The 26880-nt window shown below is 72.1% G+C and carries 26 protein-coding genes and 1 pseudogene; 22 read left to right on the top strand and 5 right to left on the bottom strand.

Features of this window, described 5'->3' with window-relative positions; translation table 11 throughout:
- Positions 1–54: 54 nt before the first annotated feature.
- From pgsA to ABEB06_RS31135, 3 genes are read left to right on the top strand one after another with little or no spacing between them, the layout of a single operon-like run.
- Entirely contained in the window at positions 55–720 is a 666-nt protein-coding gene (gene pgsA / locus ABEB06_RS31125) for a phosphatidylinositol phosphate synthase (protein WP_345702048.1), read from the top strand.
- The gene (locus tag ABEB06_RS31130) at positions 717–1622 is read left to right on the top strand and encodes a phosphatidylinositol mannoside acyltransferase (protein WP_345700238.1); all 906 of its coding nucleotides are present in this window, start codon (positions 717–719) and stop codon (positions 1620–1622) included. The genes pgsA and ABEB06_RS31130 overlap by 4 nt, the downstream gene beginning before the upstream one ends.
- Positions 1619–2791, top strand: a complete 1173-nt coding sequence (locus ABEB06_RS31135) for a glycosyltransferase family 4 protein (RefSeq protein WP_345700239.1) — start codon at positions 1619–1621, stop codon at positions 2789–2791. The genes ABEB06_RS31130 and ABEB06_RS31135 overlap by 4 nt, the downstream gene beginning before the upstream one ends.
- Positions 2792–2807: 16 nt before the next feature.
- Here the strand turns inward: ABEB06_RS31135 and ABEB06_RS31140 are convergent, their stop codons facing one another.
- Positions 2808–3665: a carbon-nitrogen hydrolase family protein gene (locus ABEB06_RS31140; RefSeq protein WP_345700240.1), complete on the bottom strand. Its 858-nt coding sequence runs from the start codon at positions 3663–3665 to the stop codon at positions 2808–2810.
- Between the two features lie 5 nt (positions 3666–3670).
- Positions 3671–5176 carry an APC family permease gene (locus ABEB06_RS31145; RefSeq protein WP_345700241.1) on the bottom strand — a complete coding sequence of 502 codons (1506 nt, stop codon included), beginning with the start codon at positions 5174–5176 and terminating at the stop codon, positions 3671–3673.
- Positions 5177–5294: 118 nt separating this feature from the next.
- Between ABEB06_RS31145 and ABEB06_RS31150 the strand changes: the two genes are divergently transcribed.
- From ABEB06_RS31150 to ABEB06_RS31220, 15 genes and pseudogenes are all read left to right on the top strand, one after another.
- Positions 5295–5900, top strand: a complete 606-nt coding sequence (locus ABEB06_RS31150; protein ID WP_345700242.1) for a TetR/AcrR family transcriptional regulator — start codon at positions 5295–5297, stop codon at positions 5898–5900.
- A gap of 10 nt (positions 5901–5910) precedes the next feature.
- Positions 5911–6273, top strand: coding sequence for a 5-carboxymethyl-2-hydroxymuconate Delta-isomerase (locus tag ABEB06_RS31155; RefSeq protein WP_345700243.1), 363 nt, complete (start codon positions 5911–5913; stop codon positions 6271–6273).
- 23 nt (positions 6274–6296) lie between these two features.
- On the top strand, positions 6297–6842 hold the full coding sequence (locus ABEB06_RS31160) for a hypothetical protein (RefSeq protein WP_345700244.1): 546 nt from the start codon (positions 6297–6299) through the stop codon (positions 6840–6842).
- A 121-nt stretch (positions 6843–6963) separates the two neighbouring features.
- Positions 6964–7875 carry a pyridoxal 5'-phosphate synthase lyase subunit PdxS gene (pdxS, locus tag ABEB06_RS31165; RefSeq protein ID WP_345700245.1) on the top strand — a complete coding sequence of 304 codons (912 nt, stop codon included), beginning with the start codon at positions 6964–6966 and terminating at the stop codon, positions 7873–7875.
- Between the two features lie 88 nt (positions 7876–7963).
- Positions 7964–8569 (top strand): pyridoxal 5'-phosphate synthase glutaminase subunit PdxT, encoded by a 606-nt coding sequence (gene pdxT, locus ABEB06_RS31170; RefSeq protein ID WP_345700246.1) that lies wholly within the window; start codon positions 7964–7966, stop codon positions 8567–8569.
- A 59-nt stretch (positions 8570–8628) separates the two neighbouring features.
- Entirely contained in the window at positions 8629–9387 is a 759-nt protein-coding gene (locus tag ABEB06_RS31175) for a YebC/PmpR family DNA-binding transcriptional regulator (protein ID WP_345700247.1), read from the top strand.
- A 116-nt stretch (positions 9388–9503) separates the two neighbouring features.
- A complete protein-coding gene (ruvC, locus tag ABEB06_RS31180) occupies positions 9504–10067 on the top strand; it encodes a crossover junction endodeoxyribonuclease RuvC (protein ID WP_345702049.1) in 564 nt (187 codons plus the stop codon).
- Positions 10068–10098: 31 nt separating this feature from the next.
- The gene (ruvA, locus tag ABEB06_RS31185; RefSeq protein ID WP_345700248.1) at positions 10099–10710 is read left to right on the top strand and encodes a Holliday junction branch migration protein RuvA; all 612 of its coding nucleotides are present in this window, start codon (positions 10099–10101) and stop codon (positions 10708–10710) included.
- A gap of 47 nt (positions 10711–10757) precedes the next feature.
- The gene (ruvB, locus tag ABEB06_RS31190; protein WP_345700249.1) at positions 10758–11837 is read left to right on the top strand and encodes a Holliday junction branch migration DNA helicase RuvB; all 1080 of its coding nucleotides are present in this window, start codon (positions 10758–10760) and stop codon (positions 11835–11837) included.
- A gap of 167 nt (positions 11838–12004) precedes the next feature.
- Positions 12005–12397, top strand: a complete 393-nt coding sequence (yajC, locus tag ABEB06_RS31195; protein ID WP_345700250.1) for a preprotein translocase subunit YajC — start codon at positions 12005–12007, stop codon at positions 12395–12397.
- 147 nt (positions 12398–12544) lie between these two features.
- Positions 12545–14356, top strand: coding sequence for a protein translocase subunit SecD (secD, locus tag ABEB06_RS31200; protein WP_425559722.1), 1812 nt, complete (start codon positions 12545–12547; stop codon positions 14354–14356).
- A gap of 3 nt (positions 14357–14359) precedes the next feature.
- The gene (secF, locus tag ABEB06_RS31205) at positions 14360–15472 is read left to right on the top strand and encodes a protein translocase subunit SecF (RefSeq protein WP_345700251.1); all 1113 of its coding nucleotides are present in this window, start codon (positions 14360–14362) and stop codon (positions 15470–15472) included.
- Positions 15473–15497: 25 nt separating this feature from the next.
- On the top strand, positions 15498–16049 hold the full coding sequence (locus ABEB06_RS31210; protein WP_345700252.1) for an adenine phosphoribosyltransferase: 552 nt from the start codon (positions 15498–15500) through the stop codon (positions 16047–16049).
- Between the two features lie 148 nt (positions 16050–16197).
- Positions 16198–18486: pseudogene (locus ABEB06_RS31215) on the top strand (RelA/SpoT family protein); the annotation flags it as partial.
- Positions 18487–18562: 76 nt separating this feature from the next.
- Positions 18563–19339 carry a hypothetical protein gene (locus ABEB06_RS31220; RefSeq protein ID WP_345700253.1) on the top strand — a complete coding sequence of 259 codons (777 nt, stop codon included), beginning with the start codon at positions 18563–18565 and terminating at the stop codon, positions 19337–19339.
- A gap of 13 nt (positions 19340–19352) precedes the next feature.
- Here the strand turns inward: ABEB06_RS31220 and ABEB06_RS31225 are convergent, their stop codons facing one another.
- The 3 genes from ABEB06_RS31225 to ABEB06_RS31235 all read right to left on the bottom strand — a co-directional run bounded on the left by ABEB06_RS31225 (position 19353) and on the right by ABEB06_RS31235 (position 22238).
- Entirely contained in the window at positions 19353–19730 is a 378-nt protein-coding gene (locus tag ABEB06_RS31225) for a response regulator transcription factor (RefSeq protein ID WP_345700254.1), read from the bottom strand.
- Positions 19731–19993: 263 nt separating this feature from the next.
- Positions 19994–21223: a DUF349 domain-containing protein gene (locus ABEB06_RS31230; RefSeq protein WP_345700255.1), complete on the bottom strand. Its 1230-nt coding sequence runs from the start codon at positions 21221–21223 to the stop codon at positions 19994–19996.
- Positions 21224–21446: 223 nt separating this feature from the next.
- Positions 21447–22238: a peptidylprolyl isomerase gene (locus ABEB06_RS31235; protein ID WP_345700256.1), complete on the bottom strand. Its 792-nt coding sequence runs from the start codon at positions 22236–22238 to the stop codon at positions 21447–21449.
- A gap of 219 nt (positions 22239–22457) precedes the next feature.
- Between ABEB06_RS31235 and ABEB06_RS31240 the strand changes: the two genes are divergently transcribed.
- The 4 genes from ABEB06_RS31240 (at position 22458) to ABEB06_RS31255 (ending at position 26868) form a co-directional block, all read left to right on the top strand.
- Positions 22458–23165 (top strand): MBL fold metallo-hydrolase, encoded by a 708-nt coding sequence (locus ABEB06_RS31240; RefSeq protein WP_345700257.1) that lies wholly within the window; start codon positions 22458–22460, stop codon positions 23163–23165.
- Between the two features lie 11 nt (positions 23166–23176).
- On the top strand, positions 23177–24439 hold the full coding sequence (gene hisS / locus ABEB06_RS31245; protein ID WP_345700258.1) for a histidine--tRNA ligase: 1263 nt from the start codon (positions 23177–23179) through the stop codon (positions 24437–24439).
- Positions 24436–26232, top strand: coding sequence for an aspartate--tRNA ligase (gene aspS, locus ABEB06_RS31250; RefSeq protein ID WP_345700259.1), 1797 nt, complete (start codon positions 24436–24438; stop codon positions 26230–26232). Before hisS ends, aspS begins: the two co-directional genes overlap by 4 nt.
- Before the next feature lie 129 nt (positions 26233–26361).
- Positions 26362–26868, top strand: coding sequence for a GNAT family N-acetyltransferase (locus ABEB06_RS31255; RefSeq protein ID WP_345700260.1), 507 nt, complete (start codon positions 26362–26364; stop codon positions 26866–26868).
- Positions 26869–26880: the final 12 nt, after the last annotated feature.

A 26880-nucleotide genomic window follows, 5' to 3' on the forward strand; every position in this document is an offset into this window, starting at 1 on the left:
CCGGCCGCCGTGGCCCGGGTGGAGACCGGTGAGATCGGAGCGGACCGGAAGGCCATGCTCAACAAGTACGCGCGTGCCTTCTTCACACGTGTCCTGACGCCGTTCGCCGCGCTGCTGCTGCGCTGGGGAGTGAGCCCGGACGCGGTGACGCTGATCGGTACGGCCGGCTCGGTCGCCGGTGCGCTGGTGTTCTTCCCGCGCGGGGAGTTCTTCTGGGGCACCATCACGATCACCCTGTTCATCTTCTCCGACCTGGTCGACGGCAACATGGCCCGCCAGGCCGGGCGTTCCAGCAAGTGGGGCGCGTTCCTGGACTCGACGCTGGACCGGGTCGCCGACGCGGCGATCTTCGGCGGCCTGGCCATGTGGTACGCGGGCAAGGGCGCCAACGAGCTGCTCTGCGCGGTGGCGATCTTCTGCCTGGCCAGCGGCCAGGTGGTGTCGTACACCAAGGCGCGCGGCGAGTCGCTGGGCTTCCCGGTGAACGTCAACGGGGTGGTCGAGCGGGCCGAGCGGCTGGTGATCAGCCTGGTCGCGGCGGGCGTCGCGGGCCTGGCGACCTTCGGCGTGCCGTACGTGGAGTGGCTGCTGCCGTTCGCCCTGTGGGTGGTTGCGGCGGGCAGCCTGGTGACCGTGTTGCAGCGGATGCTGACCGTGCGCCGCGAGTCCTTCGAGCTGGAGGGCGCGGCGGCCGTGGCGGAGGGGGCGGGTCAGGAGTGAGGGAACGGCTGGTCGACGGGGCGTACGCGGCGGGCTGGGCCGGGCTGAGGCACCTGCCCGAGCCGGTCGCCCGCGGCCTGTTCAACGCGATCGCGGACACCGCCTGGCGCAAGCGGGGCAAGGGCGTGCTGCGGCTGGAGGCCAACCTGGCCCGCGTCCACCCGGACGCCGGCCCGGCGCGGCTGCGCGAACTGTCCCGGGCCGGCATGCGGTCCTACCTGCGGTACTGGATGGAGTCCTTCCGGCTGCCGACCTGGAGCCTGGAGCGGATCGCCGGCGCGATGACCGTCAAGGGCATGGAGCAGCTGAACGAGGCCATGGCGGCCGGGCGCGGCGCGATCCTCGCGCTGCCGCACATGGGCAACTGGGACCTGGCCGGGGCGTGGATCGCCTCGGCGGGCGGGTACCCGTTCACCACCGTCGCCGAGCGGCTCAAGCCGGAGTCGTTGTTCGACCGGTTCGTGGCCTACCGCGAGAGCCTCGGCATGGAGGTGCTGGCGCTGACCGGCTCCGACCTGTCGGTGATCGGCACCCTGGCGCGGCGGCTGCGCGACGGCAAGCTGGTCTGCCTGGTCGGTGACCGCGACCTGTCGGAGGCCGGCGTCCAGGTGGACTTCTTCGGCGAGCCGACCCGGATGCCGGCCGGCCCGGCGGCGCTGGCGCTGCGCACCGGCGCCGCGCTGTTCCCCGTGACGCTCTGGTACGACGGCCCGTACATGCGCGCCGAGATCCACCCCGAGGTCGTCCCCTCCGGCGAGGGCGACCGGCGGGAGCGGAGCGCCGCGATGACCCAGGCGATGGCCGACGTGTGGGCGGAGGGGATCCGCGAGCACTCCGTGGACTGGCACATGCTGCAGAAGCTGTGGCTGGCGGACCTGACGCCGAGGGGGACCGGGAAGTGAAGATCGGCATCGTCTGCCCGTACGACTGGGACGTCCCCGGCGGCGTGCAGTTCCACATCCGGGACCTCGCCGAGCACCTGATCCGGCTCGGGCACGAGGTGTCGGTGCTGGCCCCCGCCGAGGACGACGAGGCGCTGCCGCCGTACGTGGTCTCCGCCGGGCGGGCCGTCGCCGTGCCCTACAACGGCTCCGTCGCCCGGCTCAGCTTCGGCTTCCTGTCGGCGGCCCGGGTGCGGCGCTGGCTGCACGACGGCCGGTTCGACATCCTGCACGTCCACGAGCCGGCCTCGCCGAGCCTGTCGATGCTGGCCGCCTGGTCGGCGAACGGGCCGATGGTGGGCACCTTCCACACCTCGAACCCGCGCTCCCGGGCGATGATCGCGGCCTCGCCGATCCTCCAGCCGAGCCTGGAGAAGATGAGCGCCCGGATCGCGGTCAGCGAGTACGCCCGGCGCACCCTGGTCGAGCACCTGGGCGGCGACGCGGTGGTCATCCCCAACGGCGTCGACGTGCGGTTCTTCGCCGACGCCGAGCCCGAGCCGGCCTGGCAGGGCCGCGCGCTGGACGGCGGCGCCGGAACGATCGGCTTCATCGGCCGGATCAACGAGCCCCGCAAGGGACTGCCGACGCTGCTCGCCGCACTGCCGCGGATCCTCGCCGAGCGGCCCGGGGTGCGGCTGCTGGTCGCCGGCAAGGGCGACGAGGCGGAGGCCGTGGCCGGCCTGGCGCCCGAGGTGCGGGCGCAGGTCGAGTTCCTCGGGATGGTCACCGACGAGGAGAAGGCCAGGCTGCTGCGCAGCGTCGACCTGTACGTGGCGCCCAACACCGGGGGCGAGAGCTTCGGCATCATCCTGGTCGAGGCGATGTCGGCGGGCGCCCCGGTGCTGGCCAGCGACCTGGACGCGTTCCGGCAGGTGCTGGACGGCGGCTCGGCGGGCGAGCTGTTCCCGATCGAGGACGCGGACGCGCTGGCGGACGCGGCGGTGAAGCTGCTCGGCAACCCGCAGCGGCTGCGCGAGCTGCGCGAGGCCGCCTCCCGGCACGTGCGCCGCTTCGACTGGGAGACGGTCGGCGCCGAGGTGCTCTCGGTCTACGAGACGGTCACCGACGGCCGCCCGCCGGTCGCCGACGTCGAGCCCACCGGCTGGCGGGCCCGCCTCAAGGGCTGATCCGCTCCGCGGGCGGTCAGGCCGGGCGCGGGCGGAAGGTGCCGCCGTAGGCCGGGAGTTCGATCCTGTGGCCGTAGCGGTCGAGCTGCGCCCAGGGACGGTTGATCCCGGCGCTGCCGTAGGTGCGGACCCGGCTCACGGCGTCCAGGTCGAGCACGTCCACCAGGATCTCCTCCCCGGTGCCGGCCTGCTGGCGGACGATGCCCTCGGGGTCGACGATCGCGCTCTGGCCGACGCCGGCCGGGTCGGCGGCGTTGAGGTTGACCACGTAGAGCTGGTTGGTCCAGGCGTTGGCGCGGGCGCAGACCAGCTCCATCTCGCGGTCGCGGGTGGTGGTCAGGGTCGGCTGGATCATGACCTCGGCGCCGAGCCAGCCGAGCTGCCGGGCGGTCTCCGGGAACGAGCCGTCGTAGCAGACGGCGAGCCCGGCCCGGCCGATCCCGGGAAGGTCGAAGACGGTGAACCCGGTGCCGGGCTCGGTGGTCTCGTACGGCTGCCAGGGGAACACCTTGCGGTACGCGGCGGCGATCTCGCCCTCCGGGGAGACCGCGACGGCGGTGTTGTGGATCAGGCCTTCGGCGGTGCGCTCGTACAGGCTGCCGGGGACCAGCCACAGCCCGGTCTCCCGGGCGAGCGCGCAGATCCGATCGGTGAGCGGGCCGGGGATGCTGACGGCGGCCTCGGCCGCCCACGCGGCGCGGGCCTGGAGCAGCGGTGCCTCGGCGGCGAGCATCAGCTCGGGGACGACCACCAGCTGGACGTGCGGGAAGGTGTCCCGGGTGGCCCGGACCCGGTCGGCGAAGCGCTGCCAGGTGGCCTCCAGGTCGTACGGGACGGGGGTGGTCTGCAGGGCGGCGACGGCGAGGGTGCGCATCGGGATCAGTCCTCCGGGGCGGGGTCGGTGACGGGGGCGGCGACGACGGCGGTGCGGCCGTCGCGGAAGAAGCGGGGGAAGCGGAGGCGGGCCGCGGCGGCGGCGAGGGCGCCGAGCACGATCGAGCCGATGCCGAGCAGGAACACGCCGCCGACACCGCCGACCGAGGTGGTGCCGTAGCCGGGGTCGTAGGTGTCGGCCGCGGTCCGGACGAAGGCGGCGATCATCATCAGGCCGCCCGCCAGCGGCAGGACGCCGCAGAGCAGCAGGTCGCGGGCGGAGCGGTGGAGCCGCCGCCGGAAGTACCAGGCGCAGGCCAGGCCGGTGACGCCGTAGTAGAAGGCGATCAGCAGGCCGATCGAGAGGACGGCGTCGCCGAGGAAGTCGGCGGACACCGCCGTGAGTACGGTCAGCAGCACGGCGGCGAGCACCCCGAAGACGGCCGTCCCGAAGGCCGGGGTGCCGTGCCGGGGGTGGATCCGGGCGAAGCGGGCGGGCAGCGCCCCGTGTCCGGCCATCGACAGGGTGGCCCGGGAGCTGCCGACCAGGCAGGTGAGCAGTGCCGCGACGGCGGAGACGCAGACCGCGAGCCGGACGACCTCGGCCGCCGCGCCGCCGAGGACGGAGGGCGCCAGTCCGGCGAGCACGTCCGCGGCGTTGTCCGGATTGCCGAGGCCGAGGCCCGCGGTTCCGGTGCCCGCGTAGGAAATGGCCGCGAAGGCGGTGAAGAGGTAGGTGGCGAGCAGCACCAGGGTGGAGATCACGGCGGCCCGGCCGGGGGTGCGGGCGCTGTCCCGGGTCTCCTCGTTGGCGGTGATCAGGGCGTCCCAGCCCCAGTAGATGTACAGGCAGAGCACGACCGCCTCGGCGAACGGGCCGAAGCCGTCGAAGCCGCGCGGGTCGAGCCAGGAGAGCGAGGGCGCGGCGGCACCGTCGGCGCCGAGGGCGGCGACCCCGAAGGCGGCCAGGGCCAGCAGTTGGAGGCCCAGCAGCGCGTACTGCACCGCGGCGGCGAGCTGGAGCCCGCGCCGGGCCAGCAGGGTCGCGCCGGCCAGCAGCAGGACCGCCGTCACGGTGACGGCGAGCGGGCTGTCGGCGAGCGGGCCTGCGCCGACCAGGTCGAGCAGGTGGGCCGCGCCGACCTGGGCCAGGGCGGTCATGGCGAGCACGGTGGCGAACTGGACCACCCAGCCGCCGGACACCCAGCCGGCGAACGGCCCGAAGACCCGGGTGGTCCACACGAACGTGGTGCCGCAGTCCGGCATCTCCCGGTTGAGCTCCCGGAAGGCGAAGGCGGTGAGCAGGATCGGGACGAAGCCCAGCAGCAGGGCCGAGGGAGCGGTGGTGCCCGACACCACGGTGACGAGGCCCAGCGTCACGGCGATCGAGTACGTCGGGGCGACCGACGACAGGCCGAGGGCGACGGCGCCGAGCAGGCCCACGGAGTCGCGCCGCAGTCCCTTGCCGCCGGTGCCTGTGGGTGGGTCGTCGAGTCTCGTGCCGATGGTCATGGGGTGCTCCGGAGGTAGCAGGCAATTTCTTAAACGCTGATTTAAGAAAAGGTCCTCCTGGGCGTCAAGAGCTGCTGGGGTATCGTTACGGTCAAGTTCAGCCGGACGGAGGTCGCCGATGGGCAGGCGCAAGGATCAGGAGGGCCGACGGGCCGCGCTCGGCGAGGCGGCGCAGCGCGCCCTGCTGCGGCGCGGCCTGGAGGGCCTGCGGCTGAAGGACGTCGCCGAGGAGGCCGGGATCACGCCCGCCGCGGTGCTGTACTACTACGGCGACCTCGACGAGCTGATGTACGAGACCTTCCAGCAGGCGATCGAGCGCTTCTGCCGGGCCCGCGAGGCGGCCGTCGAGGCGCTGCCGGACGCCCGGGAGCGGCTGCGGGTCTGCGTGGACTCGGGCGTCGCCACCGGGCCGGACGACCTGCTGCCCCGACTGCTCTTCGAGTACTGGCCGCGCAGCCTGCGCGACCCGAAGGCGGCCGCGCTGGACAGTGCGCTCACCGAACGGCAGGTCGCGGTCTACTACGGGGTGCTGGTGCTCGGCCAGGCCCAGGGCCACTTCGCGCTCGCCGAGTCGCCCCGGCTGCTCGCCGCGAGCCTGGTGGCGATGGAGGACGGCTTCCAGATGGAGATCCTGGCGGGCCGCCGCACCCGGGAGGACGTGATCGGGGCGCTGCACGCCTTCCTGCGGGCGACCACCGGCCACGACCCCGCGACCGCCCCGTAGGGTGGGGCCCATGCCTCAGATCTCCGTTGACTACTCCGAGCGGCTCGCCGACTCCTTCGACCGGCGGGCCTTCGGGCTCGCGCTGAACCGGCTCGCGGTGGAGCTGATCGACGCCAGGCCCGAGAGCTGCAAGGTGCGCTTCCGGCGGGTGGAGGAGCCGGTGGTGGGGGTGGACGCCGACACGTACGCGCTGGTCTTCGTGCAGTTCCAGATCTTCCCCGGCCGGTCGCCCGAGGCGAAGGCGGCGCTGAGCGAGGCGGTGCTCGCCGAGCTGCCGGCGCACCTGGGCGACCGGTCGGCGCCGGTTGACGCGGCCGTGGACATCAAGGACATCGACCGCGACTGCTACCGCGGCACGGTCCTGGCGCCCTGAGCGACCCGGTACCGTAACGCCCCGTGAGTACCTGGATCTGGGCCATCGCGGCCGTCGTGCTGTTCGCCGTCTACCTCAGCTGGACGGCGGGCCGGCTCGACCGGCTGCACGCCCGGATCGACGCGGCGAAGGCCTCGCTGGACGCGCAGCTGGTGCGCCGGGCGTCGGTGGCGATGGAGCTGGCCACCTCCTCGCTGCTGGACCCGGCGGCGTCGATCCTGCTGTACGAGGCGGCGCACGCTGCCCGGCAGAGCGAGGACGAGCACCGCGAGGTGGCGGAGAGCGCGCTGAGCCTGGCGCTGCGCGCGGTGCTGGAGCAGCCGGAGCAGGTGACGGCGCTGCTGGAGGCGCCCGGTGGCGCGGAGGCTGTGAAGGATCTCACGGCGGCGGTGCGCCGGGTGCCGATGGCCCGCAGGTTCCACAACGACGCGGTCCGGGCGGCGCGCGCGGTGCGCGAGCACCGTTTGGTCCGCTATTTCCGACTTGCGGGCCGGGCGCCGTTCCCGATGGCTTTCGAGATGGACGACGAACCCCCGGCGGCGCTCACTCCGGAGGGTGCTCCCGCGTAGGATTCTGTTGCCTGTTTGTCGTATGCGGAGCGCCTGTCTGGACCGGATGGAGCATGGGTAAGCACCGTTTCGGGCCTACGATAGGGCGATAGCACTGGTTCATCTTCGAGTGAGGTCTCACGTGTCCACCACCCCCATCACCGCAGACCAGCCGCAGATCGGCACCGCCCGCGTCAAGCGCGGCATGGCCGAGCAGCTCAAGGGCGGTGTGATCATGGACGTGGTCAACGCCGAGCAGGCGAAGATCGCCGAGGACGCCGGTGCGGTCGCCGTCATGGCGCTGGAGCGGGTCCCCGCGGACATCCGCAAGGACGGCGGCGTGGCCCGGATGTCCGACCCGAACATGATCGAGGAGATCATCGCCGCGGTCTCCATCCCGGTCATGGCCAAGTCGCGCATCGGCCACTTCGTCGAGGCCCAGGTCCTCCAGTCGCTCGGTGTCGACTACATCGACGAGTCCGAGGTGCTCACCCCGGCCGACGAGGTCAACCACTCCGACAAGTGGGCCTTCACCACCCCCTTCGTCTGTGGCGCCACCAACCTGGGCGAGGCCCTGCGCCGCATCGCCGAGGGCGCGGCCATGATCCGCTCGAAGGGCGAGGCCGGCACCGGCAACGTCGTCGAGGCGGTCCGCCACCTGCGCCAGATCAAGAACGAAATCGCCAAGCTGCGCGGCTTCGACAACAACGAGCTGTACGCCGCCGCCAAGGAGCTGCGCGCCCCGTACGAGCTGGTCCGCGAGGTCGCCGAGCTCGGCAAGCTGCCGGTCGTGCTGTTCTCCGCCGGTGGCGTCGCCACCCCGGCCGACGCCGCCCTGATGCGCCAGCTCGGCGCCGAGGGCGTGTTCGTCGGCTCCGGCATCTTCAAGTCCGGCGACCCGGCCAAGCGCGCCGCCGCCATCGTGAAGGCCACCACCTTCTTCGACGACCCGAAGATCATCGCCGACGCCTCCCGCAACCTGGGCGAGGCCATGGTCGGCATCAACTGCGACACCCTGCCGGAGACCGAGCGCTACGCCAACCGCGGCTGGTAATCGCTCCGCCCCGTCGGCCCGCCGCAGCGCCCCGGGCGCGCGGCGGGCCGCGTCACGTACGACCCCGATCCAACCGAAGAGGTAAGCAGTGAGCACCCCCGTCATCGGCGTCCTGGCCCTGCAGGGCGATGTCCGCGAGCACCTGGTGGCGCTGGCCGCCGCCGACGCCGTCGCGCGGCAGGTGCGCCGGCCCGAGGAGCTGGCCGAGGTCGACGCCCTGGTGATGCCGGGCGGCGAGTCGACCACCATCTCCAAGCTGGCCGTCCTCTTCGGCCTGATGGACCCGCTGCGCGAGCGGGTCGCCGCCGGGATGCCGGTCTACGGCACCTGCGCGGGCATGATCATGCTGGCCGACAAGATCCTCGACGGCCGGGACGACCAGGAGACCGTCGGCGGCATCGACATGACCGTGCGCCGCAACGCCTTCGGCCGGCAGAACGAGTCCTTCGAGACCTCGATCCCGTTCGAGGGACTCGAGGGCGGCCCGGTCAACGGCGTGTTCATCCGCGCCCCCTGGGTCGAGGCGGTCGGCGCCGGCGTCCAGGTGCTCGCCGAGCTGCCGGCGGCCGACGGCCCGGACAGCCGGATCGTCGCGGTCCGCCAGGGCAACCTGCTCGCCACCTCGTTCCACCCCGAGCTGACCGGCGACCACCGGGTGCACGAGTACTTCGTGCGCATGGTCAGTGGTTCCTGAGGGTCACCGGTAAGATCTCTTCTGTTCAATTCCCTTTTGGCGACGTAAAGGAGCTGGCGATGTCCGGCCACTCTAAGTGGGCTACCACCAAGCACAAGAAGGCCGTGATCGACGCCAAGCGCGGCAAGCTCTTCGCCAAGATGATCAAGAACATCGAGGTGGCGGCGCGCACCGGCGGCGGCGACCCGGCCGGCAACCCGACCCTCTACGACGCCATCCAGAAGGCGAAGAAGAGCTCCGTCCCGATCGACAACATCAACCGCGCCGTCAAGCGCGGTTCCGGTGCCGAGGCCGGTGGCGCGGACTACTCCACCATCATGTACGAGGGCTACGGCCCGAACGGCGTCGCCGTGCTGATCGAGTGCCTCACCGACAACCGCAACCGCGCCGCCTCCGACGTGCGCGTCGCCATGACCCGCAACGGCGGCTCGATGGCCGACCCGGGCTCGGTCTCGTACCTCTTCAACCGCAAGGGCGTCGTGATCGTCCCCAAGGCGGACGGCGTGGACGAGGACAAGCTCTTCGAGGTCGTCCTGGACGCGGGCGCGGAGGAGGTCAACGACCTCGGCGAGTCCTTCGAGATCATCTCCGAGGCCACCGACATGGTCCCGGTCCGCACCGCCCTGGTCGATGCCGGCATCGACTACGACTCGGCCGACGCCAACTTCGTCCCCAGCATGCAGGTCGAGCTGGACGTCGACGGCGCCCGCAAGATCCTGAAGCTGATCGACGCCCTCGAGGACAGCGACGACGTGCAGAACGTCTTCGCCAACTTCGACATCAGCGACGAGGTCGGTGCGCAGCTCGACGCCGAGTGAGACGCCGTACCGCCCGGCCCGGTGCTCCCCTCGGGGAGCACCGGGCCGGTGTCGTTCGGCCGGTTGTCCGACCCGACGGGTAGCCTTCGCAGTCGGACGAGAGGCGAGGCCACATGGTGCGGGTGCTGGGCGTGGACCCTGGGCTGACCAGGTGCGGAGTCGGCGTGGTCGACGGCGCACCCGGGCGGCCGCTGCGGATGGTCGGCGTGGGCGTGGTCCGGACTCCGGCGGACGCCGAGATCGGGCAGCGGCTGCTGCAGATCGAGCAGGGCCTGGAGCGCTGGTTCGACGAGCACCGACCCGAGCTGGTCGCGGTCGAGCGGGTCTTCGCGCAGCACAACGTCCGGACGGTGATGGGCACGGCGCAGGCCTCGGCCGTCGCCATGCTCTGCGCCACCCGGCGGGGGATACCGGTCACCCTGCACACGCCGAGCGAGGTCAAGGCGGCCGTCACCGGATCCGGGCGGGCCGACAAGGCGCAGGTGACGGCGATGGTGACCCGGCTGCTGCGGCTGGACGCGCCGCCCAAGCCCGCCGACGCGGCGGACGCGCTGGCGCTGGCCATCTGCCACATCTGGCGCGGCGGGGCGAAGACGCGGATCGAGGCAGCGCTCACGGCCGGCCACCAGGGGCGCGCCCGGCCCGGTACGAGCTGGGTCCATGGTCGGCCGCGCCCCTGATCGGGCATCTGTTCAGCGAAAGGGTTCTACGTTGATTGCCTTTGTGCAGGGGCCGGTCGCGGCCATTGCGGGCGGAGTCGCCGTCGTCGAGGTCGGGGGCGTCGGGATGGCGGTGCTGTGCACGCCCACCACGCTGGCCGGGCTCCGGGTGGGGGAGCCGGTGCGGCTGGCGACGTCGCTGGTGGTGCGGGAGGACTCGCTGACGCTGTTCGGGTTCGCGGACGACGACGAGCGGGCGACGTTCGAGGTGCTGCAGGCGGCGCCCGGTGTGGGGCCGAAGCTGGCGCAGGCGATGCTGGGCGTGCACAGCCCGGAGGCACTGCGGGTCGCGGTCGCGTCCGGGGACGAGAAGGCGCTGATCGCGGTGCCGGGCATCGGCAAGGCGAAGGCGGCGAAGCTGCTGCTGGAGTATAAGGACAAGCTCGGCGCCCCGCACGGGACGGTGCCGGCGCAGAAGCCGGTGGCGTCCGGCCCGGCGCCGTGGCACGAGCAGTTGCACGCCGCCCTGGTCGGCCTCGGCTACGCCCCGCGCGAGGCGGACGACGCGGTCGCCGCGGTCGCGCCGGAGGCGGAGTCGCAGTCGGCGCCGGACGTCGGCGTCCTGCTGCGGCTGGCGCTGCGCGGTCTGAACAAGGCCCGCTGAATCTCCCTGACGATCTGTCCCCCTGTCGACAAATGGAGCGGTTCCCGATGAGCCCGTACGAGTCCGACCCCGCCGACCGCATCGTGGCGGCGTCCGCCGACGGTGAGGACCAGGCGGTGGAGGCGGCGCTGCGGCCGAAGCTGCTGGACGAGTTCATCGGGCAGGAGCGGGTCCGCGAGCAGCTGTCGCTGGTGCTGCAGGCGGCCCGCCAGCGCGGCACGGCGCCGGACCACGTGCTGCTCAGCGGCCCGCCCGGGCTGGGCAAGACCACGCTGTCGATGATCATCGCTGCGGAGCTGAACGCCCCGATCCGGATCACCTCCGGCCCGGCGATCCAGCACGCCGGCGACCTGGCGGCGATCCTCTCCTCGCTCACCGAGGGCGAGGTGCTGTTCCTCGACGAGATCCACCGGATGTCGCGGCCCGCCGAGGAGATGCTCTACATGGCGATGGAGGACTTCCGGGTCGACGTGATCGTCGGCAAGGGGCCGGGGGCGACCGCCATCCCGCTGGAGCTGCCGCCGTTCACCCTGGTCGGGGCGACCACCCGGGCGGGCCTGCTGCCGCCCCCGCTGCGGGACCGGTTCGGGTTCACCGGGCACATGGAGTTCTACGCGCCGGCCGAGCTGCAGCGGGTGGTGCACCGCTCGGCGGACCTGCTGGACGTGGAGATCGACCCGGCCGGCGCGGCGGAGATCGCGGGGCGCTCGCGCGGGACGCCGCGCATCGCCAACCGCCTGCTGCGCCGGGTGCGGGACTTCGCCCAGGTGCGGCACGACGGCGTGGTGACCGTGGAGATCGCCGCCCGGGCGCTGGACGTGTACGAGGTGGACGCCCGTGGTCTGGACCGACTGGACCGCGCGGTGCTGGAGGCGCTGCTGAAGCTGTTCGGCGGCGGCCCGGTGGGCCTGTCGACGCTGGCGGTGGCGGTGGGCGAGGAGTCGGAGACGGTCGAGGAGGTCGCCGAGCCGTTCCTGGTCCGGGAGGGCCTGCTCGCCCGGACGCCGCGGGGCCGGATCGCGACCGCGGCGGCCTGGCGGCACCTGGGGCTGACCCCGCCGCCGCAGCAGGGGCGGGGCGCGGTGCCCGCCCAGGCCGAACTGTGGGGATCCGCGGAGGAGCGCTGAGAGAAACTGTGCATGCCAAGGGTCGCCACTTTCGGCGGCACACTGGCATGCTTGGCGTTGTCCGATCAGTGCGGGTCGCCTAGACTCCGCCGGACCGCCCCTCTCACCCGACGGGCCGACGTACACGCACTGGCCGCCCGGCAGGCGGCCCGTAAAGGACCCTGGCTGTGGCTAACCTTCTTATCTTCCTCCTCCCGCTCGTGGCGATCTTCCTGATGTTCCGCTCCCAGAAGAAGCGCCAGTCCCAGCAGCAGCAGATGCAGACCGCGCTGCAGCCGGGATCGGGCGTGCGCACCATCGGCGGCATGTACGCCATGGTGAAGGCGGTCAACGAGGAGACCGTCGAGCTCGAGATCGCCCCGGGTGTGGTGGCCCACTACATCAAGGGCGCCATCGCGGCCGTCCTGGAGCCCCTCGAGTACGACGCGATCATCAACGGCCGCCCGCTCGAGGAGAGCGAGCCGGAGGCGGACGACGCCGCCGAGAAGCCGCTGAGCCTCGACAAGACCGGCGATTCGGACGAGGCCACCGCCAACGGCGAGGCTCCCGAGAGCAAGTAGTACGGTTCGGGGCGCAACCCCGACCACTGCGGCACCCCGCCGCAAGCCCACAGGACCTCAGGGCCGCCGCGCGCCGGTCCCGCCCGCCCTCTGCGAGGGGGAGGAGGGCGCGATGCGCGGCGGCATGGACAGGGAGAAACGAGCAAGGTGGCAACACCCAAGTCGCGCCCGCGCGACGGCTACCCGGGACGGGCGCTGGCGCTCATCCTGGTGGTGACCGTCGGGCTGGTCGCCCTCATGTTCGGGACGGGCCACAAGACGCCGCGTCTCGGAATCGACCTCGCCGGTGGTACCAGCGTGACGCTGACCGCGAAGTCGGACGATCCCTCCGCCATCAACAAGTCCAACATGGACATCGCGGTCGGGATCATCCAGAAGCGCGTCAACGGCATGGGTGTCTCCGAGGCGGAGGTCCAGACCCAGGGCGACAGCAACATCATCGTCAACATCCCCGACGGTGGTAACACGCAGGCGTCGGTGGAGCAGGTCGGCGAGACCGCCAAGCTCTACTTCCGTCCGGTGCTGGCGCTGGCCCCGACCGGTGTCCAGGCCCAGGCCTCCCCGTCGCCGTCGGCCACCGCCTCCGGTGCCGCCTCGCCGAGCGCCTCCGCGTCCGCCTCGGCGGCCGCCGGCTCCCCGAGCGCGAGCGCCTCGAAGGCCGCCTCGCCGAGCGCCAGCGCCTCCAAGGCCGGCCGCGCCGTCTCCGGCGCGCTGATGGCCGACCCGACCGCGTCGGGTTCCGCGAGCGCCTCCGGTGCCGCCTCGCCGAGCGCCGCCGCCGGCTCCCCGAGCGCCGCCGCCTCCGCGCCGTCCGCCGCCGACATGTCGGCGGCGATGACCCAGGGCACCGTCCCGGCCGACCTGCAGCAGCAGTTCACCGCGCTGGACTGCTCGCAGCCCGCGCAGCGCCTGAACTACCAGAAGTCGAACGACACCGCCGCCAACACGGTGGCCTGCTCGTACGACGCCGAGAGCGGCCTCTGGTACAAGTTCGCGCTCGGCGGCGTCGCCGTGAACGGCTCGGACGTCTCCAAGGCGCAGGCCGCCTTCGACACCCAGAGCGCCGGCGGCTGGCAGGTCCTGCTGAACTTCGACGACGCCGGTTCCAAGGCGTTCGCCGAGACCACCGGCAAGCTCGCCGCCCAGGCCACCCCGGCCAACCAGTTCGCGATCGTGCTCGACGGCAAGGTGGTCTCCCACCCGTACGTGCAGACCGCGATCACCGGCGGCTCCGCGCAGATCTCCGGCTCGTTCAGCCAGGAGGAGGCCAAGTCGCTCGCCAACGTGCTGAGCTTCGGCGCCCTCCCGCTGGACTTCGTGAAGAGCGACGTCACCACCGTCTCCCCGCAGCTCGGCGGCGAGCAGCTGAAGGCGGGCCTGATCGCCGGCCTGATCGGCATGGTCCTGGTGGTCGTCTACTCGCTGGTCTACTACCGCGGCCTCGGCCTGGTGTCGATCGCCGGTCTGGTCGTCTCGGCGGCGCTGACCTACTCGATCATGAGCCTGCTGGGCGCCGGCATCGGCTTCGCGCTCAACCTGCCCGCGGTCTGCGGCGCCATCGTCGCGATCGGCATCACGGCGGACTCCTTCATCGTGTACTTCGAGCGCATCCGCGACGAGGTCCGCGAGGGCGCTCCGCTGAAGGCCGCCGTGCAGCGCGCCTGGCCGCGCGCCCGCCGCACCATCCTGGTCTCGGACTTCGTGTCCTTCCTGTGTGCCGCGGTGCTGTACCTGGTCTCGGTCGGCAAGGTGCAGGGCTTCGCCTTCACCCTGGGTCTGACCACCCTGCTCGACGTCGTGGTGATCTTCCTGTTCACCAAGCCGCTGATCACCCTGCTCGCCCGTACCAAGTTCTTCGCCAGTGGCCACCCGTGGTCCGGCCTGGACCCGAAGCGCCTCGGCGCCCGTCCGCCGGTCCGCGGCGGCCGTCGCCGTCCCGCCGCCGTCAAGGAGGCCTGACCCATGTCCCTGCGCAACATCGGTCACCGGCTCTACCAGGGCGAGGTCAGCTTCGACTTCGTCGGCAAGCGCAAGATCTGGTACTCGATCTCCGGTGTGATCGTCCTGGTCGCGGCCATCGGCCTGGCCATGGGCCTGCACCTGGGCATCGAGTTCAAGGGCGGCTCGGTCTACACCGTGCACAAGCCCGGCCTGACGGTCTCGCAGGCCCAGGACGCCGCCAACAAGATCACCAACTCGACCACCCCGCTGGTCCAGTCGACCGACAAGGGCGACGTCCGGATCCAGGTGAGCGCCGAGAACTCGATCGAGGCGAGCACCTTCACCACGGAGCTGTCCAAGGACCTCGGCGTGCCGCAGGATCAGATCAGCGCCCAGGTGATCGGCCCCAGCTGGGGTGACGAGATCTCCAAGAAGGCCCTGCTCGGCCTGGTGATCTTCATGGTGCTGGTCACCGTCTACCTGGCGATCGCCTTCGAGTGGCGGATGGCACTGGCCGCCCTGGTCGCGCTGATCCACGACCTCCTGATCACCATCGGCGTGTACGCCCTGGTGGGCTTCGAGGTCACCCCGGGCACCGTGATCGGCTTCCTGACCATCCTCGGCTACTCGCTCTACGACACGGTCGTCGTCTTCGACACCGTGAAGGAGAACACCCGGGGCCTGACCAAGCAGAGCAAGCTGACCTACTCCGAGGCCGCCAACCACGGCCTCAACCAGACCCTGGTGCGCTCCATCAACACCACGGTCGTCGCGCTGCTCCCGGTCGCCGCGCTGCTGTTCATCGGTGGCGGCCTGCTCGGCGCCGGCACCCTGAACGACATCTCGCTCGCGCTGTTCATCGGCCTCGCGGCCGGCGCCTACTCCTCGATCTGCGTCGCCACCCCGCTGCTCGCGCAGCTCAAGGAGATGCAGCCGGACATGAAGGCGCTGGCCAAGAAGGTCGCGCTGCGCCGCGCCTCCGACGCCAAGGCCGCGGCCGAGGCCGCCGAGCGGGGCGACGTCCCCGACGGCGAGGAGTTCGAGGACGATGAGCTGCCGGCGGGTATGGTCGGTCAGCGTAACCAGCCGGTCAGCCGGTCCCGTGCCAAGGGCCGCCCGTCCGGCAAGCGCTGACCCCGCCCCGACGCTAGGAACCCCCGTGACCTCCACCGACACCGCCCTGACCGAGCTGCTCAACAGCCGGATCAAGGACGTCCCCGACTACCCGAAGCCCGGCGTCCTGTTCAAGGACATCGCTCCGCTGCTGGCGGACGCCGAGGCCTTCGGGGCCCTGACCCGGGCGCTCGCCGACCGGGCCGCGGCACTGGGTGCGACCAAGGTGGTCGGTCTGGAGGCGCGGGGGTTCGTGCTCGCGGCCCCGGCGGCGTTCGCCGCCGGGCTCGGCTTCGTGCCGATCCGCAAGAAGGGCAAGCTGCCCGGCGCGGTCTTCGCCCGCTCGTACGACCTGGAGTACGGCTCGGCCACCCTCGAAGTGCAGTGCGACGCCTTCGCCCCGGGTGAGAAGGTGCTGGTCGTCGACGACGTGCTGGCCACCGGCGGCACCATCGCCGCCTCGCTGGACCTGGTCCAGGAGGCCGGCGCCGAGCTGGTCGGCGTGGTCGTGCTGATGGAGCTCGGCTTCCTGCCCGGCCGCGAGCGCCTGGTGCCGCACCTGGGCGGCGCGCCCCTGGAGACCCTGATCACGGTCTGAACCGACCGGCCCGCCGCCGTGCGGGTGCCGAGCGCGGGGTGGGCCGACCAGTCGGTACCATGAAGGTTCACCCTTCTCTCTAGGAGTGTTCTTGCCGGACGAGGTTGTGCCCACGCCGACCACCGCGCCGCGCCCCTCGCCGGGTGGCATGCGCGCCCGACTGGCGCGACTCGGCGGCCAGCGCTCCACCACGGTCAACCCGGTGCTGGAGCCGCTGTTCCGCACCATCCGGGCGAACGACCCCAAGGCAGACCCCGCGCTGCTCAAGGAGATCGAGAAGGCTTACGCGGTCGCCGAGAAGTGGCACCGCGGCCAGAAGCGCAAGAGCGGCGACCCGTACATCACCCACCCGCTCGCCGTGGCCACCATCCTCGCCGAGCTGGGCATGGACGCCCCGACGCTGATGGCGGGCCTGCTGCACGACACCGTCGAGGACACCGACTACGGCCTGGAGACGCTCCGCCAGGACTTCGGCGACTCGGTCGCCCTGCTGGTGGACGGCGTCACCAAGCTCGACCGGGTCAAGTTCGGCGAGGCCGCGCAGGCCGAGACCGTCCGCAAGATGGTCGTCGCGATGGCCAAGGACCCGCGCGTCCTGGTGATCAAGCTGGCCGATCGCCTGCACAACATGCGCACCATGCGCTACCTCAAGCGGGAGAAGCAGGAGAAGAAGGCCCGCGAGACCCTGGAGATCTACGCCCCGCTGGCGCACCGGCTGGGCATGAACACCATCAAGTGGGAGCTGGAGGACCTCGCCTTCGCGATCCTCTACCCCAAGATGTACGACGAGATCGTCCGGCTGGTCGCCGAGCGCGCCCCCAAGCGCGACGAGTACCTGGCCACCGTGATCGACCAGGTCCAGGGAGACCTGCGGGGCGCCCGGATCACGGCGCAGGTCACCGGTCGGCCGAAGCACTACTACTCGGTCTACCAGAAGATGATCGTGCGGGGCCGCGACTTCGCCGAGATCTACGACCTGGTGGGCATCCGGGTCCTGGTCGACACCGTCCGCGACTGCTACGCGGCGCTGGGCACCATCCACGCGCGGTGGAACCCGGTGCCGGGGCGGTTCAAGGACTACATCGCGATGCCCAAGTTCAACATGTACCAGTCGCTGCACACCACGGTGATCGGCCCCGGTGGCAAGCCCGTCGAGCTGCAGATCCGCACCTTCGACATGCACCGCCGCGCCGAGTACGGCATCGCCGCGCACTGGAAGTACAAGCAGCGGGCCGTCGCGGGCGCCTCCAAGGTCCGGACCGACAGCCCGGCGGCCAGCCGCAAGCACGACAAGGCCGACGCGGTCAACGAGATGGCCTGGCTGCGCCAGCTGCTCGACTGGCAGAAGGAGACCGAGGACCCGAGCGAGTTCCTCGAGTCGCTGCGCTTCGACCTCTCCACCAACGAGGTCTTCGTCTTCACGCCCAAGGGCGACGTGATAGCCCTGCCCGCGCAGGCCACCCCGGTGGACTTCGCCTTCGCGGTGCACACCGAGGTCGGCTACCGCTGCATAGGGGCCCGGGTCAACGGCCGCCTGGTGCCGCTGGAGTCGACCCTGGAGAACGGCGACACGGTCGAGGTCTTCACCTCCAAGGCGGAGAACGCCGGCCCCTCCCGGGACTGGCTCACCTTCGTCAAGTCGCCGCGCGCCCGCAACAAGATCCGCGCCTGGTTCTCCAAGGAGCGCCGCGAGGAGGCGATCGAGCAGGGCAAGGAGGCCATCGCCCGGGCGATGCGCAAGCAGGGCCTGCCGATCCAGCGCATCCTCACCGGCGACTCCCTGGTCACCCTGGCGCACGAGATGCGCTACCCGGACATCTCCTCGCTCTACGCGGCGATCGGCGAGGGCCACGTCGCCGCGCAGCACATCGTCCAGAAGCTCGTCCAGGCCATGGGCGGCGAGGAGGGCGCGGTCGAGGACCTCGCCGAGACGGCCACCCCGCCGCACCAGCCGCGCGCCATGCGGCGCCGGGCCAAGGGCGACCCGGGCGTGATCGTCAAGGGCGTGGACGACCTCTGGGTCAAGCTCTCGCGCTGCTGCACCCCGGTGCCCGGCGACCCGATCGTCGGCTTCGTCACCCGTGGCAACGGCGTCTCGGTGCACCGCGCCGACTGCGTCAACGTGGAGTCCCTGAAGGAGCAGCCGGAGCGCATGATCGAGGTCGAGTGGGCGGCCACCCAGTCCTCGGTCTTCCTGGTCGCCATCCAGGTCGAGGCGCTGGACCGCTCCCGGCTGCTCTCGGACGTCACCCGGGTGCTGTCCGACCAGCACGTCAACATCCTCTCGGCGGCCGTGCAGACCTCGCGCGACCGGGTGGCGATGAGCCGCTTCACCTTCGAGATGGGCGACCCCAAGCACCTCGGCCACGTCCTCAAGGCCGTCCGCGGGGTCGAGGGCGTCTACGACGTGTACCGGGTGACCTCCGCCCGCAAGTAGCCCAGCCCGGAGTGCGCCCCGCCCCCGTCCCGCCGACACTGGCCGGACGGGGGCGGGCGCACACCGAGGAGGTTCCGTGGGCAGCGGCAGGATACTGGGCACCCTCGCACTGGCGGGCTGCGCGCTGCTGGGCGCCGCCGGGTGCGGGGAGAGCACCGAACAGGCGGCCGCCCCCGCCCCGAACCCGACCGGTGAGAACGGGGTCGCCGAACTCTCGGCGCAGCAGCTGGTCGGCCGGTCCGTCCAGGCGCTCAAGGAGGGCCGCTCGGCCCGCGCGGCCGGGTCGCTCACCAGCGAGGGCGAGCAGATCGGCCTCGACCTGGCGCTGGACACCGGCGCCAACTGCGCCGGCACCATGACCCTCGGCCCGGACGGCGGCTTCGCCCTGGTCAAGATCGGCAACGACCTGTGGATCAAGCCGGACGCGGCGTTCTGGGCCACCCACGGCGGCTCGGCCGTCTCCGACCTGGTCGGCGACCGCTACCTGAGGACCACCGCCGACGACGCCGACTTCGCCGACGTCGCCTCGCTCTGCGACCTCGACGACCTCGCCGACTCGATCGGCCGCAACGCCGTCGACGTGGCCAAGGGCCCGCGCACCACGCTGCGCGGCATCCCCGCGGTCACCGTGACCGGCCGCAACGAGGGCGAGCCCGGCACCCTGTACGTCGCCACCGAGGGCCGCCCGTACCCGCTGCGGCTGGAGAAGGCCACCGGCCCGGAGGTGGGCGGCATCGACTTCACCGACTTCGGCGTGCCGGTCCCGGCCGCCGCCCCGCCGCCGGACCGGTCGGTCGACCTGGACGAGCTGCGGCGGAGGACCGGCTCGGGCGGCGGCCCCACGACCGTCTGACCGGCCGCCCGGCTCAGAGCAGGCCGTGGTCGCGGGCGTACAGCGCGGCCTGGGTGCGGTCGCGCAGGCCCAGCCGGTCGAGGATCCGCGAGACGTGGTTCTTCACCGTGCCCTCGCTGACGTACAGCCGGGCGGCGATCTCGCGGTTGGTCGCGCCGGAGGAGACCATCCGCAGGGCCTCGCGTTCGCGGCCGGTCAGCTCGGCGGGGGCGGCGGCCGGGGCCTCGGCCAGCCCGGCCAGGACGCCGGCGTCGAGCTGGGCGACCCCGGCGCGGGCCAGCCGGACGGCGTGGGCGAGCTCGGCGGCCGGGAGGTTCTTCAGCAGGTAGCCGACGGCGCCGGCGCGCAGCGCGCCCGCCACGTACGCCCGGTCGTCGAAGGTGGTCAGCATGACGACCCGGCAGCCCGGCACCCGGAGCGGCGACGTCTACGACGCGATGGTCCGCGACGCGGGCCGCTGCACCGGTACCACCGGATCGAGGGCGGCACCCACACCGACGGGCTGGTGGCGCTGGACCCGGCCGGGACCCGGCCGATGCAGCAGGACTTCGTCGCGGCCTTCGACGAGCTGGTGGCCTGGACCCGCTAGCGGAACGCGCGAGGGGCGCGGGGGCCGTCTCCGGCCCCCGCGCCCCTCGCGGGCCGCGACCGCCGTCAGCCGGAGAACTCCTCGAGGGACTTCTGCGCCTGGTCGAGCAGGGCCTTGCGGCCCGCCAGCTCGGACTCCAGCTTGGCGACCTTGCTCGCGTTGCCCGCCGCGCGGGCCTTGTCGAGGTCGCCCTGGAGCTTGTCCACGGCGGCCTGGAGCAGGCCGGTCATGCCGGCGGCGCGGGCCTTGGCCTCGGGGTTGGTGCGCTGCCACTCGGCGTCCTCGGCCTCGCGGATCGCGCGCTCGACGGTGTTGAGCCGCCCGTCCAGCTTCGGCCGGGCGTCGCGCGGGACGTGGCCGATCGCCTCCCAGCGCTCGTTGATCTCGCGCAGCGCGGCCTTGGCGGCCTTCAGGTCGGAGATCGGCAGCAGCGCCTCGGCCTCGACCAGCAGGGCCTCCTTGGCCTTCTGGTTCTCGCCCTGCTCGGCGTCGCGCTCGCTGAACGCGGCGGAACGGGCCTGGAAGAAGACGTCCTGGGCACCGCGGAAGCGGGCCCACAGCTCTTCCTCGGCGTCGCGCTGGGCGCGGCCGGCGGCCTTCCACTGCGTCATCAGGTCGCGGTACTCGGCGGCGGTGGCGCCCCAGTCGGTCGAGTCGGAGAGCGCCTCGGCCTCGGCGACCAGCTTCTCCTTGACCGCGCGGGCCTGGTCGCGCTCGGAGTCGAGCGCGGCGAAGTGCGCCTTGCGGTGCTTGGAGAACACCGAGCGGGCGTGCGAGAAGCGGTGCCACAGCTCGTCGTCGCTCTTGCGGTCGAGGCGCGGCATGGCCTTCCAGCTGTCCACCAGGGCGCGCAGCCGGTCGCCGGCCTCCCGCCACTGCTGGGACTCGGCCAGCTGCTCGGCCTCGGCGACCAGCGCCTCCTTCGCGGCGCGGGTCTCCTCCTGGGCCTTGGCGCGGGCGGCCTTGCGCTCGTTCTGACGGGAGTCGATCTCGCCGTTCAGGGTGTCGAGGCGCTTGGCGAGCGCGTCCAGGTCGCCGACCGCGTGGGCCTCGACCACCTGCGCGCGCAGGTGCTCGAGCGCGGTGTGCGCCTCCTTGGCGGCCAGGTCCGTCTTGCGGACCCGGTGCTCCAGCAGGCCGATCTCGGCCTCCAGGCCCTGGTACTTGCGCTCGAAGTAGGCGAGGGCCTCCTCGGGCGAGCCCGCCTGCCAGGAGCCGACGAGGCGTTCGCCCTCGGCCGTCCTGACGTAGACGTTCCCCTGCTCGTCGACACGGCCCCACGGATCGCTGCTCACAGCGCCTCCTCCACATGACGTCCGGTCCCGCGGGATCGCGGACGTCGTCCACAGTTGATGTGCGGCGGACCGATGGAGCCCGCCGTCCGAGCCGTCGTGGTTGTTGTGCCGAGGGTGACGGCCGACGGTCTGGGCACCCTATACAACAGCAACATAGGCGACCAGCGCCGGTGCTGTCCGCATCCGGCGCTGGTCGAATTTCGCGCGGCGCTGAGCCGGTGGCTCAGCCCTTGGCGATGGTGACCGCGTTGAGCGCCACGTTGGCGACCGGGGCGCCGTCGCCGCCACCGCCCTGGACACCGCCGGCGGCGATGTTCTGCAGCACGTCCATGCCGCCGGTGATCTTGCCGAACGGGGTGTAGCTGGGCGGCAGCTGGGTGTCCTTGTAGACCAGGAAGAACTGGCTGCCGTTGGTGCCCGGGCCGGAGTTGGCCATCGCCAGGGTGCCGGCCGGGTAGGTCGCGCCGGTCAGGTTCTCGTCGGCGAACTTGTAGCCGGGGGAGCCCATGCCGGTGCCCTGCGGGTCGCCGCACTGCAGGACGTAGATGCCCTCGGTGGTCAGGCGGTGGCACTTGGTGTGGTCGAAGTACTGCTCGCCGGAGAGGAAGGCGAAGCTGTTGACCGTGTGCGGGGCCTTGGCGGCGTCCAGCTGGACGGTGATCTTGCCGCAGCTGGTGTCCAGCGTCGCGGTGTAGGTCGCCTTGGCGTCGATCGACATCGCCGGCTCGGTCTGCCACTGCTTGCCGTTCGGCTGGCCGGCGGCCGGGGCGGAGCAGCCCTTGACCGGGGTGACCGCCGCGGTCGGGGCGGCCTGCGCGCCCGAGTCCTTCTTGCCGTCGGAGGAGAAGACGCCCGTCGCCGCGGCGGTGACGCCCGCGACGACCACGAGGGCGAGCACGCCGCCGGTGATCGCGTTGCGCTGCTTGCGCTTCTTCGCGGCCTGCGCCCGGCGCTCCGTCTGGCGCTCGTACTTCTCGCGGGCGAGCTGCCGCCGCCGCTGTTCGCTGGTGACCACCGGCCGTGTCTCCTACATAGCTGACGAAAATCCTTGCGGTGCGGATCATCGCACCCATCGGCGGCCAAGTGTAGGGATCCCGTGCGTAAGTACGAGATCAGCCGTGAATGAGAATCCCCTGACTGGCGCACCGCTATCTGGTTCGCTACCGGCGCCGTCCCGCCGGTAGGCTGCGGGGAGACCGCACCGACCGCTACCGAATCGATACGAGGACCCGCCGTGTTCGTCGCCGGATTCCCCGCCGGGGCCTGGGGCACCAACTGCTACCTGGTTGCGCCCGCCGCCGGCGAGGAGTGCGTGATCGTCGACCCGGGCCACGAGGCGGCCGGGGGCGTCGAGGAGCTGATCCGCGAGCACCGGCTGAAGCCGGTCGCGGTGCTGCTCACCCACGGCCACATCGACCACATCGCCTCGGTCGTGCCGGTCTGCGGAGCCAAGGACATCCCGGCCTGGATCCACCCCGAGGACCGCTACATGATGGCCGACCCGGCCCGCGGCCTCGGGCGCTCGCTGGGCCAGCAGATCATGGGCTCGATCACGGTCGGCGAGCCGGACGACGTCCGCGAGCTGAAGGACGGCAGCGTCCTGGAGCTCGCGGGCCTGGAGCTCACCGTCGACCACGCGCCCGGCCATACCAAGGGGTCGGTGACCTTCCGGACGCCCTCGCAGGACGACATCCCACCGGTGCTGTTCTCGGGCGACCTGCTGTTCGCCGGCTCCATCGGGCGCACGGACCTCCCGGGCGGGGACAGCGCGGCGATCATGCGGTCGCTGGCCCGGGTGTGCCTGCCCCTCGACGACGCGACCGTGGTCCTCTCCGGCCACGGCTCCCAGACCACCATCGGCCGAGAGCGCGCCTCCAACCCCTACCTCCAGCAGGCGGCGGGAGCGCAGAGCGCTCCGGCCTTCCCGCGACGAGGAATGTGACGGAAGAGAAGTTGAACACCTTCACCGCCCCCAAGGGCACCTACGACCTGCTGCCGCCCAGCTCGGCGACGTTCCTGGCGATCCGCGAGGCGATCTCCGCCCCCGCGCGCCGGGCCGGCTACGGCTACATCGAGACCCCGGTCTTCGAGGACGTGAAGCTGTTCTCCCGCGGTGTCGGCGAGTCCACGGACATCGTCACCAAGGAGATGTACAACCTGACCACGCGCGGCGGCGACGAGCTCGCGCTGCGCCCCGAGGGCACCGCCTCGGTGCTGCGCGCCGCCCTCCAGGCCAACCTGCACAAGCAGGGCAACCTGCCGGTCAAGCTCTGGTACTCCGGCTCGTACTACCGCTACGAGCGCGCCCAGAAGGGCCGCTACCGCCAGTTCTCGCAGGTCGGCGCGGAGGCGATCGGCGCCGAGGACCCGGCGCTGGACGCCGAGCTGATCATCCTGGCCGACGACGCCTTCCGCTCGCTCGGGCTGTCGAACTACTCGCTGCTGCTCAACAGCCTCGGCGACAAGCAGTGCCGGCCGGTCTACCGCGCCGCACTGATCGACTTCCTGTCCGGCCTCGACCTCGACGAGGACACCCGCCGCCGCGCCGGGATCAACCCGCTGCGGGTCCTCGACGACAAGCGCGAGTCGGTGCAGGCCCAGCTCACCGACGCCCCGATGCTGCGCGACTTCCTCTGCGAGGAGTGCAAGGCGTACGACGAGAAGGTCCGCGAGCTGCTGACCCTCGCCGGGGTGGCCTTCACCGACGACCCGAAGCTGGTCCGCGGCCTCGACTACTACACCCGCACCACCTTCGAGTTCGTGCACGGCGGCCTCGGCGCGCAGTCCGCGATCGGTGGTGGCGGCCGGTACGACGGCCTGTCCGAGATGATCGGCGGACCGGCGCTGCCGTCGGTCGGCTGGGCGCTCGGCGTCGACCGCACCTTCCTGGCGATGGAGGCCGAGGGCGTCGCCCCCGACCTGCCCGCCGCCACGGCGGTGTACGCCGTCGCGCTCGGCGAGGAGGCCAAGAACGTCCTGTTCGCCAAGGTCGTCGAGCTGCGCCGGGCCGGCGTCGCCACCGACCTGGCGTTCGGCGTCAAGAGCATCAAGAACGCCATGAAGTCCGCCGACCGGTCCGGCGCCCGGTTCGCCGTCGTCGCCGGCGACCGGGACCTCGCCGAAGGCGTGGTCCAGCTCAAGGACATGGAGTCCGGCGAGCAGACCCCCGTCGCCCTCGAGGCGCTCGTCCCCACCCTGAAGGAGAAGCAGCTGTGATCCGCACGCACGACGCGGGCACGCTCCGCGCGGAGCACGCCGGCACCACCGTCACCCTGGCCGGCTGGGTCGCCCGCCGCCGTGACCACGGCGGTGTGGCCTTCATCGATCTGCGCGACGCCTCCGGCACCGTGCAGGTCGTGGTCCGCGACCTGGAGTCGGTGCACGGGCTGCGCTCCGAGTACTGCGTCAAGGTCGTCGGCGACGTGCGGGTCCGCCCCGAGGGCAACGAGAACCCCGACATCCCGACCGGCTCGGTCGAGGTCGTGGTCGAGTCCATCGAGGTGCTCTCCGAGGCGGCCCCGCTGCCGTTCCAGGTCGCCGAGTACGAGCCCGGCTCGGTCAACGAGGAGGTGCGCCTGCGCTACCGCTACCTGGACCTCCGCCGTGAGGGCCCGGCCCGCGCGCTGCGCCTGCGCTCCAAGGTCAACCACATCATCCGCACGGTGATGGAGGAGAACGACTACCTCGACATCGAGACCCCGTACCTGACCCGTTCGACCCCCGAGGGCGCGCGCGACTTCCTGGTGCCGGTCCGCCTGCAGCCGGGCCACTGGTACGCCCTGCCGCAGTCGCCGCAGCTGTTCAAGCAGCTGCTGATGGTGGCCGGCATGGAGCGCTACTACCAGATCGCCCGCTGCTTCCGCGACGAGGACTTCCGCGCCGACCGGCAGCCGGAGTTCACCCAGCTGGACATCGAGGCGTCCTTCGTCGACCAGGAGGACATCCTGGCCCTCGGCGAGAAGATCGTCGCGCGGATCTGGAAGGAGACGCACGGCTACGAGGTCCCGAACCCGCTGCCGCGCCTGTCCTACGCCGACGCGATGTCGCGCTACGGCTCGGACAAGCCGGACGTCCGCTTCGGCCAGGAGCTGACCGACCTCACCGAGTACTTCAAGGGCACCGAGTTCCGCGTGTTCCAGGCCCCGTACGTCGGCGCCGTGGTCATGCCGGGCGGCGCCTCGCAGCCGCGCAAGCAGCTGGACGCCTGGCAGGACTGGGCCAAGGCGCGCGGTGCCCGCGGCCTGGCGTACGTCCTGGTGGACGCCGAGACCGGCGAGCTGCGCGGCCCGGTCGCCAAGAACCTCTCCGAGGAGCACCTGGCCGGCCTCGCCGCCGCCGCGGGTGCCAAGCCGGGCGACGCGGTGTTCTTCGCGGCCGGCAAGAAGACCCCCTCGCAGGAGCTGCTCGGCGCCGCCCGCCTGGAGATCGGCCGCCGCTGCAACCTGATCGACGAGTCGCAGTGGGCCTTCCTCTGGGTGGTCGACTTCCCGATGTTCGAGCCGATCGAGGACGACAAGGGCGAGTTCCAGGGCTGGCACGCGGTGCACCACCCGTTCACCGCGCCCACCGCCGAGTCGCTGGCCACCTTCGACACCGACCCGGGCTCCGCCCTGTCGAACGCCTACGACCTGGTCCTCAACGGCTCGGAGCTGGGCGGCGGTTCGATCCGTATCCACCAGCGGGACGTGCAGAAGCGGGCCTTCGACGCGATCGGCCTCTCCGAGGAGGAGGCGGCCTCGCAGTTCGGCTTCCTGCTGGACGCCTTCAACTACGGCCCGCCGCCGCACGGCGGCATCGCCCTCGGCCTGGACCGCGTGGTCACCCTGCTCGGCGGCTACGACACCATCCGCGACGTCATCGCCTTCCCGAAGACGTCCACCGGTGGCGACCCGCTGACCGGCGCGCCCACCCCGATCACCCCGGCGCAGCGCCGGGAGGCCGGCGTGGACGCCCAGCCGAAGGCCAAGGAGCCCAAGGAGGCCGCCAAGGCCGAGGCCGGCGAGAGCTGATCCCGGGTAACGATTTGCCCGCCACGATTTCCCCGGCCCCGGCCGGTGTGACCTGCTTCACGGTAGGCTCGCACCGCCCGGGGCCGGCGTGCTGCACAGTGCCGTGCAGACCGTAAGAGGGGTCGAACGATGACCGTACGAACCAGAGTTGAACTTCCGTCGGACACCGCCGAGACCAGGCGGGTGCACATGGCGGCCTTCCCCGGGCCGGAGGAGGCCGACCTGGTGGACGCGCTCCGCCGCGACCCGGCCTTCCTGCCGGACCTCTCGGTGGTCGCGGTGGACGCCCGGGGCGTGGTGATCGGCCACGCGCTGCTCACCCGGCTGAAGATCGGCAACGGCCGGGGCCTGGCGCTGGCGCCGGTCGCGGTCGCGCCGGAGTGGCAGCGCAAGGGCATCGGCACCCTGGTGGTCCGGGCCGCGCTGGACGCCGCCGAACAGGCCGGCGAGAAGCTGGTGGTGGTGCTCGGCGACCCCGCGTACTACGCCCGGTTCGGCTTCGGCCCGGCCGCCCGGCACGGGGTCAGCGGCCCGTTCCCGGTCGACGCGGCGTACTTCCAGACGCTCCCGCTCTCCGGGTACGACGGCACGCCCAAGGGCGTCTGCCGCTACCCGACCCCGTTCGCCGCCGTCTGATCCGACGGCCGG

The organism is Kitasatospora terrestris, assembly GCF_039542905.1.
Classification (GTDB): Bacteria; Actinomycetota; Actinomycetes; order Streptomycetales; family Streptomycetaceae; genus Kitasatospora; species Kitasatospora terrestris.